Origin of the sequence: Kitasatospora sp. NPDC085464 (assembly GCF_044541955.1) — a bacterium.
Lineage (GTDB): Bacteria > Actinomycetota > Actinomycetes > Streptomycetales > Streptomycetaceae > Kitasatospora.
Genome location: NZ_JBITTM010000095.1, coordinates 1 through 15138, shown reverse-complemented (window position 1 = coordinate 15138; position 15138 = coordinate 1). Strand labels below are relative to the sequence as shown.

Here is a 15138-nt window from a genome sequence, read left to right as displayed (position 1 = left end):
GGTTCCAGCACTGCCCACTGGGCGTCCGTCAGATCTCCCCGAGCCATGGATCAAGATCATCGCATGACCTTGATCCACTTCTGAAACAGGCCCTAGTACTCCAGCTGTAGATCGGGAGCTGGTGTCATGTGATGAGCGCGGCTCCGGCCAAGGTGACGGGACCTGGGTGCCCGTAGGCTGCTGCAACAAGCCACGCAACTGGGCCAGCGTGAACTGTGCTGGGCGACCCGCAGACCAAGCTGTTCGTCACCATGCTCGCCGGGGTCCTGGAGTTCCAGCGCGACATGATCGCGGTCCTCACGTGTGGCGCGAAGGCCCTGTCTGATCTGGTACCTGGAGGACCAGCGCGGCGACGTCGAGGGGACCGACGGCGGCCCCTGTGTGCGGATTCTCAAGGTTGCGGTCTGGCAGGTCTGAGCTCGTTCGGGGTGAAGCGCGCGTCCGGATCCGGGTCGGCGCGCTCGACTACCACGGTGGAACATGCAGTGATGGCGTCGTCGAGCATCCACGTCTCCCCGTCCTCGTCCGGCGTCTCCTGTTGCTTGAGCAGGCGCAGGGCCGGTAGCAACTCCGGTGCGGCGAGCTCGAACGCGGCCTCGATGAGGATGTGGGCGGGGTCGTCGCCCTCCAGGGCCGCGATCAGTGCTGCGAGCATGCGCCGGTCGCCGCGGCGGGCCAGGCCGAGGAACGCCTCGCCGGCCGTGTCCGGGTCGGGGTCGGCCACCCGCTCCAGCAGGGCGTGCCGGATCAGCTCGTTGTCTCCCGCCGATTCCAGTCCCAGGCCGAAGGTCGCCCAGTCGCGGACGAAGTCCGACCGGTCTTCGCTGAGCCGGATCAGCGCGGTGACGGCTTCCCGGCAGGCGGGGTCGCCGGCGACCGACGGCAGGGTGAAGGCCACCGCCTGGCGCACGTCCTCGTCGTGGTGCTCCGTCTGCCCCAGCACCGCGGCTAGGCCTCGCGGGTCGGCGAGGTGGTGCAAGGCCGCGACCGCTGACTGGACCACGCCGGGCCGCCAGTCGGCGCAGGCCGCGACGGCGATCGGCAGCGTCTCCTCCAGGAACGGGCGCCCGGCGCCGTAACCGAGCTGGCCCAGGACGTTCAGGCCGACCTCCCGCTCGCGCAGGTCCTCGGAACGAGCCGTCACGCACGCGGCCTCGAACGCCGACCGGTCCGCACGGCGGTGGAAGTCGCTGACGACCTGCCAGTAGTCCTGCCCGTCCGGGTCCAAGAGCGCCGCAGCGCGCAGGGCTTCGAGATCGTCCTCGCCATCGGCCATGCCCACCAGGATAGGGAGGCCTCCCACGAGCCGCTCGGATTTATCGTGCCCCGCCGTCCGCCCAGTCCCCCGACTCGATCAGCGCTGGCCGCGTCGCAAGCTCCGCCGGGCCGGCCAGGTAGACCCAGGCGTCCACCGCGTCCCCCGTGTCCGGCAGGGTGACCGCGAGGTGGACGCGGACCACCGGGTACTCGGCGGGGCGGACCGTGAGCAGGTCGCCGACCACGGTGCGGCCCGGGGTCGGGACGGCGGAGGGGAAGCCCGGGCCCGCGCGGAGGGCGGTGCCCGCGGAGCTGGGCGGGCGGGCGCGGAGGGCGTGCGAGGCCAGGTAGCGGGCGTGGTTGCCAAGCAGCAGCGCGAAGCCCACCCGCGTCCCGCCGCGTTTCCCCGCGGCCAGGTCCGCCTCGTCATCGAGCACTGTCCAGTGCTCCACCAGCTCGTCCGCGCCCACCGGCTTGCGCCCCATGGCCCCGCATCATGCCGGATAACAGCAGGTCAACAGGGACAAACGATCAAAGATCACCCGTCTTTGGGGCTCCTGACACGATCGTTAACGGCACCCCGTATTGCTGGGTCGCCTGAAGACCGAGACGGCCACCGTTGATCATCGTGAGTTGTGTCGACAAACGAAGACCAGCCGGTGGCCGTGGGCCACCGCGTAGACCCTGTCCGGTGGCAGTCGGTATTCGAGGACCTGATGGCCAAGGTCGCGGGCCGGTTCACGCGAGTGGAACCTCGTCGCCGGGCGCGGGCATTCGTACTGGGGCTGCTCGCGGACCTGCCGAGGAAGAACTGCTGGACGATCGCCGAGCACGCCGGTGACGCGAGCCCGGCCGGCATGCAGCACTTGCTCAGCCGGGCGTCCTGGGACGCCGACCAGGTCCGCGACGACATACGGGACTTCGTGGTCGACCACCTCCGCGACGAGGATGCTGTGCTGGTCGTCGACGAGACCGGGGATCTGAAGAAGGGCACCGCGAGCGTCGGGGTTCAGCGCCAGCACACGGGCACCGCAGGGCGGATCGAGAACTCCCAAGTAGCTGTCTATCTGGTCTACTCCGCCCCGTCCGGGCACGCCGCAATCGACCGCCGTCTCTACATCCCTCGCTCCTGGACCCAGGACCCCGACCGGTGCCGAGCGGCTGGCATACCCGACGGCCTGAAGTTCGCTACCAAGCCCGCACTGGCCACCGAGATGATCGCCCACGCCCTGGACGCCGTCGTCCAGGCCGCATGGGTTACCGGCGACGAGGTCTACGGAGGTGACCCGCACCTGAGTGCCGAGCTGGAACGGCGTCAGATCGGCTACGTCCTCGCCGTCTCACGCAAGCGGCCGATCGCCACCCGGGCGGGCGTCTTCCGCGCTGGCGTTCTGGCCCACGGCCTGCCGAAACGTGCTTGGCAGCGACTGTCCGCAGGTGCCGGGGCCAAGGGCCACCGCTTCTATGACTGGGCCCAGGTCGACATCGACAGCCCGCCCGGGTGTCCCGGCCACCGCTGGCTGCTCGTCCGACGCAACCGGCGCACTGGTGAACTCGCCTTCTACCGCTGTTACTCGCCCCGCCCGATCCCGCTCACCAAGCTGGTCAAGGTGGCCGGACGCCGCTGGACCGTCGAGGAGACTTTCCAAGCCGCCAAGGGCCTGGCCGGACTCGACGAGCACCAGGTCCGCCACTGGATCTCCTGGCACCGCTGGACCACCCTGGCCATGCTCGCGCACGCCTTCCTTGCCGTCACCGCCGCCATCGAACGGGCCACGAACGTCGTGGCTGCCGAACTCAGCCCGCTGACCTGCAACGAGATCCGGCGCCTTTTCGCAGCCCTCTTCGTCCAGCCCGTCCGCGACCTCGCCCACTGGCTCCGCTGGTCGGAATGGCGGCGTCGGCACCAAGCACGCGCCCGCACCGGCCACTACCAGCGACAAGCAGCCCAACAACCATGAAGATCAAGATTTACAGCTGGAGTACTAGGCCGTATGCGTGAACCGGGGCGCTCGTTTGCAAGTCTGAAGGTGGGCCACAAGGTGGCTTCGGCGGACAGAAAATGACGCCCCGCTGACACTGAAAGTGACCGAGAATCACCATTCGCCCGTCGCCGAGGCCAGCTGGAATTCTGGTGGCCACCAGCCTGGGGCCACGGCCGCTGACACGCCCAGGGCAGAGCAGCGCGCCCGTGGTGAAGATGAGGACCAATGGGACTTCCTCCAACTTCGCACTCCAGCTTACCTGATCGGTACGTAGTCGAATGAAAGGTGGATGCCATGGCGATCTCCTATGAAGACGACAGTGAACTCGCTGAGATATGCGGCGCGCGCCTCGTCATATGCGTGCTAGGGAGATTCCGGGTAATCGGGCGGGAAGGGGAGATCCCTATATCTTGGGGTTCCAAGACCGCAGCCCTCCTGTCGGACCTGGCCCTACGAGAACGGTTCCAGGCGCCCAGCGAAACCCTCCTCGCGGCACTTTGGCCACGCGAGAACGACGAGGCGCGGGCTCGAAATGCTCTCACCAGTCTCGTCGGCGACCTGCGGAAGCGCTTCAAAGAAGTGGCGGAAGGCGCCTCCCCGATCGTCACCACACCGAATGGGTACCGCCTCAACACTCAGGACGGCATCACGGTGGACGCCGACCGTTTCGCGGCCTTGGTGGACCAAGGGGAGCGGCAGCAAAAAGAAGGCCGCATCGCGTCGGCAGTCGATTCCTGGTGGAAATCGGCCGCCCTCTACTCGGGAGACTTGCACGTCGGTGACGATGTGCGCTTCGTCATCGAAAGGGAGCGCCTGCGCTCGCTGCACCACCTCTCACTGTGGCGTCTGGCCGAATACTTCTACGGCGAGCGGGATCACAGTACTGCCCTTGAGTTCGCCTTCAGGCTGCTGGAGCAGGAACCGTGCTCCGAGCAGGCACACCGGCTCGTGATGAAGTGTCAGGTGAGCCTGGGCCGACGACCGCTCGCGTTGAGGCAGTACAAGGTGTGCGAGCGCATCCTCGCGACCGAGTACCAAGCAAAGCCGGAGGCGGCGACCCAGGCCCTGTACGACCAGCTGCGCCGCCAGGAACCGTACTGAGCCGGCCCTGAGCACGATCTGACGCACGTCTCGTCCCCCATGCCCGCAGAAGCTGATCCCGCCCTGCGGGCTGCCTGAGAACAGTGGCCGATAAAGGAACAGCGACCACGCGGTCGCAGGGCCCCGACATCCGAAGGACTCATGCGATCGCGTGGTGGCTGGGCCCGGAAGCGCCTCCGGGTCCGATCCCGGTCGGAGCAGGGATTTGACAGGCGAACCACGACCGAACTGCGACTTTCGGGAGGCAGTCGTGCCGACAGCGAACCTCAGCGCTCCTCTGGACCCGCTGAACCTTGGCGGAAGCGTCGTATCGCTCGCTTCCGTGGCACTCGTCGCGCAAGCCCGTGCTCTGGCGGTGGCTCGCCAGCAGGACGTGGCCGAACATATCGCCGACCCCTTCCTCGCCTTGAGCACCCGGGACGGCCAAGAGGAGTTCCGTACCGAGGCTGCGTACTACCTCGACCGGCTCCTGCCCGGAGTGTTCACCTCCATGTCTGATGCCGAGGTTGCGTCGCACCTGGTCAACGCAGTACCCGAGGCGTCTGCTGCGGACGGGGGCTCAGCGACCGATCTGGTAGACGCCCTCGTTGCGCAGTTCTCCCAGTGTCAGGCCGCAGCCGAGGCCCATGCGGCGGCTCTGCGTGAGGCCTCGTCACGCGCCGCGGCACGCAAAGCCGAGCTGGAGGCGACGCTCAAGGAGGCCATCAGCGCCCTGCAGGGACCCGACGGCGAGATCCAGAAGACCAGGCGGGCGATCGACGACACCGTCAAGGCGCTGGACCGCGATCTGGCCGCGGTGGTGAGCGGTGGCGAAGCCATCGGAGCCGGGGTCACGAAGTTCCTCGGCGACAAGATCGAACTGGTGACCGGCGTCCTCGCCAAGTTCGGCGGGACCGACTCCTCCGACGGAAAGAAGAAGCAGAAGAACCGCGACACGCCGGGCGGGCCCGACGAGCAGGCGGAGAGCAAGCCGCCTGGCAAGTCCTTCGAGGTGGAGGGTGTCGCGCTCGACAAGGCCGGGGATGAGGGGTCACAGCAGTCGAGCCACGGGGCGGCTGACTTCGGAGCGGCCCTCGCCTCGTATCAGGCGCACAATGCCGCCCTGGCCGACCTCTACCACGCGCTGGCCGAGCAGGGAGCCGAGTTGGCCGTCGCAGCCGCGATCTCCGACCAGGCGGAGAACTTCGCGCGCAGCGTTGGCGGCGCTGCTGCGGCGGCGACGGACCTGGCAGCCTGCTGGCAGTCGCTGGTCGACCGAGCGGTCGGGCTCGCGCATTCCTCGCCGGCGGACGTGGCGGCCGGGGCAGCGGCTGCGGCCCCCCGATGGGCGGCGCTCTCCCTCGAACTCGCTCATGCCCGCGCCGCTGTCACGGGTCGGGCCAGCGCGATACCGGACGTCGGAATGCTGCCGACGATGAACGGTCGCTAGGGCCGGTCCGGACTTCCCGGCTGCGGTGAGTACCCAGTCCGGACCATGTCGGCAGGGAACCCCGCACTGGCCCTGCGCCGGCCCCGCACCACCAGCAACCCGGCAGGCCCCTCGTGGTCTGCCCGATCACCCGGAGATTCTGATGACCACCCCCAACGGCACCACCCCCAACGGCTCCGACCCCGACGTCACCGCCTCGAAGGTCAGCACTCCGGCAAGGGGCCATGCCGGCAATGCGCTGATCGTCCAGGGCTACGCGCTGAGCATGCAGCAGCAGCCCCTGGTCAACCTGAGCGGTTTCGCCAACCTGGCGCCCTCCGAGGAGAGCATCAACAAGACCCTCACCAACGCCAAGGGCAGCGCCCAGCACTACCTGAACGTGGTCCTCCCCAAGGCCATCGTCACCATCGCCAACATCAGCGCCTACTTCGAGACGCAGAACGCGCTCGCGGAGGCCCTGACACCGGGCACAGACGCGCAGACAGCCATTGCACTGCTGGCCGCCGTGGAGGGGCAGGCGACCGACTTCCGCGACCAGGCCCGCGCAGTGACCGACGACATGGAAAGCCTCCGCGACGATTTCAACAGGCACTCCGCGGCCATGAGCCGGTCGTCGGACGACCTCGCGGTGGTGGTGAACGGCGACAAGGGCGTCCTGAAGAACATCGTCGATCAGCTGGCTGACATCGACGGGAAGATTGCCGGAGCCATCACCGGCGTGGTGCTGTCGGGCCTGGGCATTGCAGGCGGCGTGATCATGGTCGGCGTCGGCGCCCTCGCCGAGGCGGTCACTGGCGGCCTGGCCACGGCACTGGTAGTCGGAGGCTTGGGCGTCACCGCGGCGGCCATCGGCGGTGAAGTGGCCTCGTCGGTCGTTCTGGCCGGGCTCCTCGACGCCAAAAGCAAGATGTTGAGGGATCAGGCCCAGCTCAATGCCGAGACCACCCTGGCCGCCGGCCTGTCGAGCGGCCTGCAGACCCTTTCCTCGTCCGCCGCTGCCGCCGCCACCGCGACGCAGAACATGACCAACGCCTGGAACCTCCTCGGCACCGACCTCAACAACCTGGCCGGCACTCTGGGCAGGGGGAAGACGACCGTGGACAAGGTGAGGCAGCTGTTCGCCACAGCCGCTCAGGGCGGCGTCCGGACCGTTCAGAGTGACGTCACCGTCATCCGGAGCCAACTCGCAGGCGTTACGCCCGTTGTGGCCACCGCCGTGCGCCCGGGTGACCTGGTGCGCAGCCAGATCGCCGAGCTGCAGCACGCCTGAGCCGCTGCCCAGCGCAGCGGAGAGGAGAGGAGAGACCAGATCATGCTGTCCACGTCCTTGCAGATCGTCCGTCAACTCGCCGACACAATCGGCAACATGGACATGCCACCGGGCCCTGCCGTGGCTGCCAAGCAGCAGATCACCGCAGCGGACGACGAACTCCTGCCGGAGATCAGCAAACGGCAGGCCGATATGAGCGACTTCACGGCCCGTGCCACCGCCGAGATCATCTCATTGCACGCGGACTCGGCGGCCCCGGAGGAAGCAGCCAACGCCCTGCATCGACTCGGCTGCGGATTCGAGGAGCAGAGAGCGCTCATTGCCCCGCTCACCAGCCGGGTCGGCCAGGTGCGGGACACCGTGACCAACAACGTCAGCGGCATGACTCAACAGCAGGCCGGGTTGCAGGCACAGCTGGCGGCACTCGCCGGGCAGCGGAAGCAGATGTCCGCCCAGCTGGACGACCTCCGCAAGCGGAGCACCGTCACCACGGTACTCGGCAGCTTCTTCCCCGTAGTGAAGGCTGCAGACGAGATCGCCAGCGCGGTCCAGTACGGTACGACAACCGAGGGGGCCATCAGCGAGGCCGACAGGCGACTCGCTCAGCTGGGCTCCCAGAGCCAGGAGCTCAACGCTGCCACCGCTGCCTGTGCCACCCTCACTGGCGCCCTCACGCAGCTCACTGCCGCCCTGCAGAACCTCGCCAACGCGGCCGTTCTGGTCGGCGGCGACCTGACCGACGACGCCGCACGCGCGGCCACCGCCACCCCCACCACGCTGAGGCTCTACCTCGTCTCACTGGGCACCGCCATGGCGGTCCTGGGCGACAGCATCCGCTGATTCCCCTCGGAGTGCGGACGCTTTGCCGCCGGTCCCAAAGAACTCCGCCGGAGGAATACCTGAAGGCTTCACGACTCGTGGACGTACCTCACGCGTGATCACATCCACTCGGCCCGCAGGCCGGCGGGAACACCGAGAAGGAGGCGAGCACCATGGCAGGTTTGATCACCACCGCGACTAACCCGACCTCCAGCGAGCAGCGATCAGCCCAGTTCGTGGCCGCACAGCTGCCAGCGAAATGGACGGTCGTGCTGAAAGACCCATCCGGCGGGACCGGCGGGACCGGCGGAAACACTGCCGACCTCGCGATCTACACCGGTGGAAGCACGAACAACAGGCCGGACAGCCTCAATCCCGACGATCTCTCGGAGCACAACCAGAGGCAGCCGATCGACATATACACCCCCGCACGCGGCGCCACGGGACAGTCCGTGACGGCTACGGTGGGTGGCAAGCTGAGGAGCCAGGCGGCCGGCGGTGTCTGCGTCGATCTGTCGATCGTCCCACCGGGCTCCAGGGCCGCCATTGTGGCAACTCTGCAGAAACAGCTCGTTGTTCCACCACGAGCGGTGATCATCGTCCATGCGGACACCGTGCAGCTCGCGCTCATCGGCAGTCTGACCGCATGACAATGCCAGCGCTCGTGACGGAGCCGACGCACTGGCCAGTGACAGGGGTTCACCGCCGCCACGCCTGCAACCGCCGGCGAGCCTGGCTGACCAATCCACAAGAGCCGGTATGTGTCGTGCCAAATCATCTGTTGATGTCTCCCAGAAGAAGACGGAGGTGCCTGTCATGGGAACACAAGCCGAGAAGATCATGCGTCCCGTCCTGCCGCCGACCATTGTCGATCGAGACGACAGGACCGCTACGGGAAAGGTCGGCACGCACTTCTACTTTGCGCACCTGGAAGATCCTGGGGAAGCAAAGATCAGTACCGATCACCCGGACGTGCTGCAAGTCATCCCGGGGCACAAGGAGCCAGGCGACGGAGAATTCACCTGCGGTGCCAACGCTCTTCAGCGCGGTAGTGCGCACATCCGAATTCTTCCGTCCCCCGAGGATCCCAATCAGAACCCTGTCGAAGTGGACATTGACATATCCTGAGTTCTCGGGTAATTGAGTCGTACCCAGGGCTCCGGCATGGTCCCCAGCTTGGTCCTTGCCACGATCAACCGGGCCACACCAGCACGCGGCCGGCGACCGCAATCGGGGCGCGGACGGGGACGAACTCGAAGATCCGGGTCCGCTCGTGGAATCGCCGGGGTTTCGGCTGCTCCCGAGGCGGACTGACCACCCTTCGACCACGTTCCGATCGGGGTCGAAGGGTGGCGGCGCTGGGGATCGTGACGGCGATCTCCCAGCGCCGCAGCAGTGGCGGATCGCCCGACTCGGATACCCCTCGTCGCTCAGCACGCGATCCGGCGTCGTACGCGGCGGACATACGACCGGTCGGATGGCGGCATGAGCTGACCCGGCCGGTCATCACGATCCGAAGGGTCAGCGGATGGGCTGTTCGGCCCAGATGGTCTTGCCCGTGCGGGTGTAGCGCGTGCCCCAGCGCTCGGTGAGCTGGGCGACGAGCAGCAGCCCGCGGCCGCCTTCGTCGCTCAGGCGGGCGCGGCGCAGATGAGGGCTCGTGCTGCTGCCGTCGGAGACTTCGCAGGTGAGCGTCCGGTCCTTGATCAGCCGGAGCCGGATGGAGCCGGTGGCGTAGCGGATGGCGTTGGTGACCAGCTCGCTGACGACGAGTTCGGTGACGAACGCGAGCTCCTCCAGTCCCCACGTGCCGAGGCGGTCGCGAACGCTTCGGCGAGCCTGTGCCACGACAGCCGCGTCGCTGGGAAGGTCCCACGAGGCGAGGCTGTCCTGGTCGAGGCCCCGGGTGCGGATGAGCAGCAGGGCGACATCGTCGCCGTCGGGCTGAGGGTGCAACGTTTCCAGGACGCTGTCGCAAAGGGCGTCGAGCGGGGTCGCGGGGCGATCGAGCACCCGGCGTAGCGTGCGGATCCCTTCGTCGACGTCATGGTCCCGGCTTTCGACGAGGCCGTTGGTGAACAGGGCCAGCAGACTGCCCTCGGGGACATCGAGTTCGGTCGCCTCGAAGGGCAGGCTGCCCAGCCCGAGAGGAGGGCCGATCGGTAGGTCGACGGCACGGATCGTGCCGTCCGGACGGACCAGGACCGGGGCCGGATGTCCCGCGCGTGCCAGCGAGCAGGTGCGGGAGACGGGGTCGTAGACGGCGTACAGGCAGGTGGCCCCGATGTCACCGGGGATCTCGGCGTCATCATCGGTGACCTGTGGGGACGTCGTGTGGGTCACGATGTCGTCGAGATGGGTGAGCAGCTCGTCGGGCGGCAGGTCGATGTCGGCCAGGGTGCGTACGGCCGTGCGGAGGCGGCCCATGGTGGCGGAGGCGTTGATGCCGCGGCCCACGACGTCGCCGACCACGAGGCCGATCCGGGCGCCGGGCAGCGGGATGGCGTCGAACCAGTCGCCGGCCGCCCCAGCGCTGCCGCCCGCGGGTACATAGCGGAACGCTGTCTCCGCGGCCGGGTGGACCGTCGGCTCCCGGGGCAGCAGGGAGCGTTGCAAAGTGAGGGCGATGCCACGCTCGCGGGTGAAGCGGCGTGCATTGTCCAGGCAGATCGCGGCCCGGGTGACCACGTCTTCGGTGATGATCAAGTCCTCGGGGCCGAAGGGATCGGCGGCGGTCGCGTACCGGATCAGCAGGACCGTACCCAGGACCGCGCCTTGGGCTTTGATCGGTACCGTGATCAGGGAGCGCGCCCCGAACTCGTCGGCATGGGCCGCGTGGAGCGGGTCCTCGGCCAGCCACCGGATGACCTCGGGTCCCTGAAGTCCCTCAGCTCCGGACGGGCATCGGCCAGGCAGCGGGCGAGGGGAGAAGACGGCGGAGGGGTGCGCACTTCGTCGGCATCCAGCAGGGCGCCGGGCGGGAGCCGGCGCGAGCAGCCCTGGGCCGCACGCCGCAGCGTCACAGGCTCGATCGGCGGACCGGGGGGCGGCAGCCCACCGCGCAGGACGACGTCGAGCAGGTCGACGGCGACGAAGTCCGCGAAGCGGGGTACCAGGACGCCGACGAGCTCGTCGGCACTGCCTGCCACGTCGAGGCTGGTTCCCATGCGCGTCCTGGCTTCGCTCAGCAGCGCAAGCCGCTCGCGCGTGTTGTACTGCTCGGTGTAATCGTCTGCGGCCAGACCCACCGCCCGGACCCGGCCGTCAGCGTCCCTGAGCGGGAATATGTCGACGGACCAGGCGTGAGCCTTCTCTTCCTGCGGCAACTTGACGAAGAGCTCCGTGTACTCGGGCTCACCGGTCCGGCCCACCCGCAGGATCCGCCGTTCGGCCTCCTCGAACGCGGGCCCCGGCAGGAACTCGGTGAGGCGTCGTCCGGGAATCTCCCTCTCGGGGAGGCCGACCACCTGTTTGGTGGCCTCGTTCGCCGTGAGCGCCCGTCCGTCACGGTCGTAGATGGCGAGAACCCTCGACATCTGGTCGAACGCCCATAGCGCGAGCCTGTCGGTTGCCGGAGTCGGTGCAGCCGCACCGGGTGAGAACATCACCAGCACGGCCTCCTGCTTCCCTGCGTCGGGCAGGGGAAACAGGTGGACCCGGACGTCGAGCAGGCGCCCGTCGCGATGGCGCAGAGCCGGCTCGTCGGGGGAGAGAAGGTCGGCCAGGGGCTTGCCGGTGACCTGCGCTGACGTGTATCCGAGAAGGTCGTGCGCTTCGGCGCTCCAGTACGCCACGCGCCCTCCCCCGTCCGTCACGGCGACCGCGACCGAGATGTCCGTGGGAGTCGCGTCAGGTGAAGACGAGCGTCGGTCGGGCCGCTCGCCGGATCGTTCCATGGCGGTGCACCTGGCCCTCCTGCCTCATGGCGCACCATCCAGCATCATCCGGCCGGTGAGGGACCGCAAGGCAGCCGACCGCGGAGGCGCGCCGGTGTCGCGGCCACCTGCGCGACCGTCGGCGCCCGCTGCTCGGCCGCCCCGCACCGCCCCGGGAGCCGGTGACGGCGTGGAGGCGGACCCAGGTCACGACACGAGCGGCGCCACGACGATCTCACGCTTGAGGATCTTGCCGGTCGGCCCCTTGGGCAGGGCGTCGGTGAGCGTGACCGACCGGGGGTACTTGTAGGCGGCCACGCGGGCCTTCACGTAGTCGCGGATCTCCGCGGCGGTGGCGCGTGCCCCGGGTTTGAGAACGACCGCGGCGGCGACCTCCTGCCCGAGGAGTGGGTCGGGCACGCCGACGACGGCGGCCTCGGCGACCGCCGGGTGCCGGTACAGGACCTCTTCGACCTCGCGGGGGTAGACGTTGTAGCCGCCGCGGATGATCAGGTCCTTCGTGCGGTCGACGATGAAGTAGTAGCCGTCCTCGTCGACCCGCGCCAGGTCGCCGGTGTGGAACCAGCCGTCGCGGATCGCTTCCGCGGTGGCGTGCGGCTGGTTGTGGTAGCCGGCCATGACGTTCTCGCCGCGGATCGCGATCTCGCCGATCTCGCCGGGCGCGGTTCTCGTACCGTCCTGTCTCACCAGGCGCAGTTCGACGCCGCGGACGGGCAGGCCGATGGAGCCCGGCTTGCGGGGGCGGTCCGGCGGGTTGAAGGCGGCCACCGGGGACGTCTCGGACAAGCCGTAGCCCTCCAGCACGTCGACGCCGAAGCGCTCCTCGAAGCCGCGCAGCACCTCGACCGGGAGCGCTGCGCCGCCGGAGACGGCCAGGCGCAGGCGGGTCGCCTCGAAGCCGTCGGGAAGCTCCGTGTGCAGCAGTGCCGCGTACATCGTCGGGACGCCGAAGAGGACACTGACGGCGTCCCTCCTGATGATCTCCAGTGCGGCCGCCGGATCGAACCGGGTGAGGAGGGTCAGCGTGGCGCCGGCGGCCACGGCCGTGTTGAGGGTGCACGTCTGGCCGAAGGCGTGGAACAGGGGCAGGCCGCCGAAGAGCACGTCGTCGGGGCCGACGCGGAACAGCGTCTCCATGGCGGTGGCCGCGTTGCCGAGAAGGTTGCGGTGCGTCAGTTCGGCGCCCTTGGGCGTGCCGGTGGTGCCCGACGTGTAGAGGATCACCGCGAGATCGGTGTCCTTCGTGTCGGCGACGGCGGGCTGCGGGTCGGTGCGGTCGAGCCGCGCCTCGAACTCGGCCGGGTCGACGACCAGGAGTCCGGTTCCGGCGGTGCCGGTCGCGACGGCGGCTTCGGCTGCCGCCATCGGTGATGCCAGCAGCAGCCGGGCACCGCAGTCGCGCAGGGCGTGGGTGATCTCGTCGGCCTTGAGCAGCGGGTTCATCGGCACGACGACGGCGCCCGCGCGGAGGATGCCGTAGTAGGCCACGGGAAACAGTGGCACGTTGGGCATGGTCAGGGCGACCCGGTCGCCCGGGCGGACGCCGCGGGCCTGCAACAGGGCGGCGGCCCGGGCGCTCAGGTCGTCGAGCTGGGCGTAGGTCAGTGCGGTGTTCTCGTGCCGTACGGCGATTCGGTGGCCGTGGGTGGACGCTGAACTGGTCAGCAAGGTGGCCAGGTTCGTCATCGTGGTTCCTCGGAGTCCGGCTGAAGGGTGGTGGGTCGACTTGATGGGGAGGGGAGGGGCGCCGTCGGCGGGGTGGTCCGACGATCAGCCGGCCGGGCAGGGGCGGCTTCGTCGATCCGTGGAGCCCCCGACCGGCGTGAGCCCGGTGTCATGATCGGTGCGCCGACGTGATCACGAACGTGGGGATCACGACCACCCCGACGATCAGATGCATCAGGGCCAGCAGGAACTGGTCGGCCATGCTGATTCCAGCTCCGTTGTAGGGAAGGCTGGCGGTGAGCGTCAGCACCGCGAGCACCGTCCAGATGACGGTGGCCCGGTGCGGGGCGAACCGTTCCAGCAGTTCCAGCAGTGCCCAGCCGAGCAGCGTCGGGACGACCGAGGAAGCGCTCACCAGGCTGACCAGGACGGACTGGGCCGGCAGGCCGAACACCGCGGGCGTCTTCAGGTGGTATCCGAAGGCGCTGGTGAGGACGAGCATGTAGAGGAGGTTCGCGAGGAGACCGACGGCGACGGCAGTGGCGCGTGCCAGCCGGTCCGGGACGCTCGTCGAGCGAGGGGCAGGTTGTCTCGGTGAGGGCGATGCGGCGGACACGTGACTGCTCCGTTCGAAGGGCCGACGTCAGTGGAAGACGGGCAGGACGAAGAGAAGGACGGTCGGCGGCGTGGTGGATGAGGGCCCGGCCGCCTGTGACACCCGAGGTTCACTCGTTCTTGAGCACAGACATGAGAGAAAATTTCATCATCCGTTGAAACTGTTTCAGCGTATGGTGAAACCGTCTCGGGTGGCAAGAGCTGTCGGCGCCCGTCCGGCGCGACAACCTCCGTCGCCGTCGCGCGTTCGACGGCGAGAGGCTGGGCCTTAATTTCACGATATGGTGAAACTGTTCCGGCTTGCGGCCGGCCGCGTCAGCATGCGAACGGGCGCGTGCGGACCTGGTGGAAGGGGGTGCGGGCCATGGCGGTACGACCGGGAAGGGGGCCCCGGGGAGGGCGTGGCGAGCAGGCGGACCGCATCCGTGCGGCAGCGCGCAGGTCCTTCGCCGAACGGGGCTTCAGTGGGACGTCGCTGCGGGCCGTGGCGCGTGCCGCCGACGTGGACCCCACCCTGGTGAACTACTACTTCTCCAACAAGATGGGACTGCTGAAGGCGGCGCTGGAGCCGCCCGAGGCCTTCGGGGAGGGAATCGCCGAGGCTGCCAAGGCGCCGCTGGAGGAGCGCGGGCGGGCCTTCGTGGAGGCGGCGCTGTGCATGTGGGACGATCCGGCCAATGCGGAGATCCTCGGTTCGATCATCCTCGCCGCAAGCCATGAACCGTTTGCGATGGAGCGTCTCCGCGAGGTCTTCTCGGCCCTCGCTCTGCAGGCGGTGTCGGCGAGTCTTCCCGACGCCGAGGCCGGCATGCGCGCGGACCTGGTCGCCACGCAGCTCGTGGGTCTGGCCATGACGCGGTACGTCTGGGCCATCGGCCACATCGCCGACGTGCCCGGGGAGCGGGTCGTCCGGCTGATCGGGCCGGTCGTGCAGCACTGCCTCACCGGCGCCCTGGGTGGCGACGTCTCGAAGCGGGTCTGACCGGAAGGCGACCGCCCAGCCGGGTTGCCGCGTCGGGCGTCGTCCCATTGCGGTGCCTTTCGGTGGGCGTCGATCGCCGTCCGGGCCGTCGAGCGCAGCTCAATTTCTCTACATGTGGA

General features: G+C 68.7%; 14 protein-coding genes and 1 pseudogene. 8 read left to right on the top strand and 7 right to left on the bottom strand.

The window, feature by feature from the left end:
- Window positions 1-391: 391 nt before the first annotated feature.
- Both ACIGG8_RS42235 and ACIGG8_RS42230 read right to left on the bottom strand, forming a co-directional pair.
- On the bottom strand, window positions 392-1276 hold the full coding sequence (locus tag ACIGG8_RS42235; RefSeq protein ID WP_396553894.1) for a HEAT repeat domain-containing protein: 885 nt from the start codon (window positions 1274-1276) through the stop codon (window positions 392-394).
- A 40-nt stretch (window positions 1277-1316) separates the two neighbouring features.
- On the bottom strand, window positions 1317-1742 hold the full coding sequence (locus ACIGG8_RS42230) for a gamma-glutamylcyclotransferase family protein (RefSeq protein ID WP_396553893.1): 426 nt from the start codon (window positions 1740-1742) through the stop codon (window positions 1317-1319).
- A gap of 231 nt (window positions 1743-1973) precedes the next feature.
- Between ACIGG8_RS42230 and ACIGG8_RS42225 the strand changes: the two genes are divergently transcribed.
- From ACIGG8_RS42225 to ACIGG8_RS42195, 7 genes are all read left to right on the top strand, one after another.
- On the top strand, window positions 1974-3218 hold the full coding sequence (locus ACIGG8_RS42225; RefSeq protein ID WP_396553892.1) for an IS701 family transposase: 1245 nt from the start codon (window positions 1974-1976) through the stop codon (window positions 3216-3218).
- 318 nt (window positions 3219-3536) lie between these two features.
- Window positions 3537-4343, top strand: a complete 807-nt coding sequence (locus ACIGG8_RS42220) for a BTAD domain-containing putative transcriptional regulator (protein WP_396553891.1) — start codon at window positions 3537-3539, stop codon at window positions 4341-4343.
- A 250-nt stretch (window positions 4344-4593) separates the two neighbouring features.
- On the top strand, window positions 4594-5772 hold the full coding sequence (locus ACIGG8_RS42215) for a hypothetical protein (RefSeq protein WP_396553890.1): 1179 nt from the start codon (window positions 4594-4596) through the stop codon (window positions 5770-5772).
- 142 nt (window positions 5773-5914) lie between these two features.
- On the top strand, window positions 5915-7042 hold the full coding sequence (locus ACIGG8_RS42210) for an HBL/NHE enterotoxin family protein (RefSeq protein ID WP_396553889.1): 1128 nt from the start codon (window positions 5915-5917) through the stop codon (window positions 7040-7042).
- Window positions 7043-7084: 42 nt separating this feature from the next.
- Window positions 7085-7882: a hypothetical protein gene (locus ACIGG8_RS42205; RefSeq protein ID WP_396553888.1), complete on the top strand. Its 798-nt coding sequence runs from the start codon at window positions 7085-7087 to the stop codon at window positions 7880-7882.
- Window positions 7883-8034: 152 nt separating this feature from the next.
- Entirely contained in the window at window positions 8035-8511 is a 477-nt protein-coding gene (locus tag ACIGG8_RS42200; RefSeq protein ID WP_396553887.1) for a hypothetical protein, read from the top strand.
- 166 nt (window positions 8512-8677) lie between these two features.
- A complete protein-coding gene (locus tag ACIGG8_RS42195) occupies window positions 8678-8989 on the top strand; it encodes a hypothetical protein (protein ID WP_396553886.1) in 312 nt (103 codons plus the stop codon).
- A gap of 393 nt (window positions 8990-9382) precedes the next feature.
- Here ACIGG8_RS42195 and ACIGG8_RS42190 read toward each other — a convergent pair whose 3' ends face one another.
- The 5 genes and pseudogenes from ACIGG8_RS42190 to ACIGG8_RS42170 form a co-directional block, all read right to left on the bottom strand.
- The gene (locus ACIGG8_RS42190) at window positions 9383-10567 is read right to left on the bottom strand and encodes a SpoIIE family protein phosphatase (protein WP_396553885.1); all 1185 of its coding nucleotides are present in this window, start codon (window positions 10565-10567) and stop codon (window positions 9383-9385) included.
- 15 nt (window positions 10568-10582) lie between these two features.
- Window positions 10583-10660: pseudogene (locus ACIGG8_RS42185) on the bottom strand (hypothetical protein); the annotation flags it as partial.
- Entirely contained in the window at window positions 10660-11655 is a 996-nt protein-coding gene (locus ACIGG8_RS42180; RefSeq protein WP_396553884.1) for a PAS domain-containing protein, read from the bottom strand. The gene ACIGG8_RS42180 and the pseudogene ACIGG8_RS42185, both read right to left, overlap by 1 nt.
- Before the next feature lie 288 nt (window positions 11656-11943).
- A complete protein-coding gene (locus ACIGG8_RS42175; protein ID WP_396553883.1) occupies window positions 11944-13443 on the bottom strand; it encodes a long-chain fatty acid--CoA ligase in 1500 nt (499 codons plus the stop codon).
- Window positions 13444-13591: 148 nt separating this feature from the next.
- Window positions 13592-14038 carry a DUF6069 family protein gene (locus ACIGG8_RS42170; RefSeq protein WP_396553882.1) on the bottom strand — a complete coding sequence of 149 codons (447 nt, stop codon included), beginning with the start codon at window positions 14036-14038 and terminating at the stop codon, window positions 13592-13594.
- Window positions 14039-14401: 363 nt separating this feature from the next.
- Between ACIGG8_RS42170 and ACIGG8_RS42165 the strand changes: the two genes are divergently transcribed.
- Window positions 14402-15019 (top strand): TetR family transcriptional regulator, encoded by a 618-nt coding sequence (locus ACIGG8_RS42165; RefSeq protein WP_396553881.1) that lies wholly within the window; start codon window positions 14402-14404, stop codon window positions 15017-15019.
- Window positions 15020-15138 lie beyond the last annotated feature (119 nt).

What these genes read in the sequence shown, in the direction of transcription:
- ACIGG8_RS42175 (WP_396553883.1), bottom strand. Translation starts at nt 13,443, where the DNA reads ATGACGAACCTGGCCACCTTGCTGACCAGTTCAGCGTCCACCCACGGC.
- ACIGG8_RS42235 (WP_396553894.1), bottom strand. Translation starts at nt 1,276, where the DNA reads ATGGCCGATGGCGAGGACGATCTCGAAGCCCTGCGCGCTGCGGCGCTC.
- ACIGG8_RS42205 (WP_396553888.1), top strand. Translation starts at nt 7,085, where the DNA reads ATGCTGTCCACGTCCTTGCAGATCGTCCGTCAACTCGCCGACACAATC.
- ACIGG8_RS42195 (WP_396553886.1), top strand. Translation starts at nt 8,678, where the DNA reads ATGGGAACACAAGCCGAGAAGATCATGCGTCCCGTCCTGCCGCCGACC.
- ACIGG8_RS42200 (WP_396553887.1), top strand. Translation starts at nt 8,035, where the DNA reads ATGGCAGGTTTGATCACCACCGCGACTAACCCGACCTCCAGCGAGCAG.
- ACIGG8_RS42230 (WP_396553893.1), bottom strand. Translation starts at nt 1,742, where the DNA reads ATGGGGCGCAAGCCGGTGGGCGCGGACGAGCTGGTGGAGCACTGGACA.
- ACIGG8_RS42225 (WP_396553892.1), top strand. Translation starts at nt 1,974, where the DNA reads ATGGCCAAGGTCGCGGGCCGGTTCACGCGAGTGGAACCTCGTCGCCGG.
- ACIGG8_RS42220 (WP_396553891.1), top strand. Translation starts at nt 3,537, where the DNA reads ATGGCGATCTCCTATGAAGACGACAGTGAACTCGCTGAGATATGCGGC.
- ACIGG8_RS42210 (WP_396553889.1), top strand. Translation starts at nt 5,915, where the DNA reads ATGACCACCCCCAACGGCACCACCCCCAACGGCTCCGACCCCGACGTC.
- ACIGG8_RS42165 (WP_396553881.1), top strand. Translation starts at nt 14,402, where the DNA reads ATGGCGGTACGACCGGGAAGGGGGCCCCGGGGAGGGCGTGGCGAGCAG.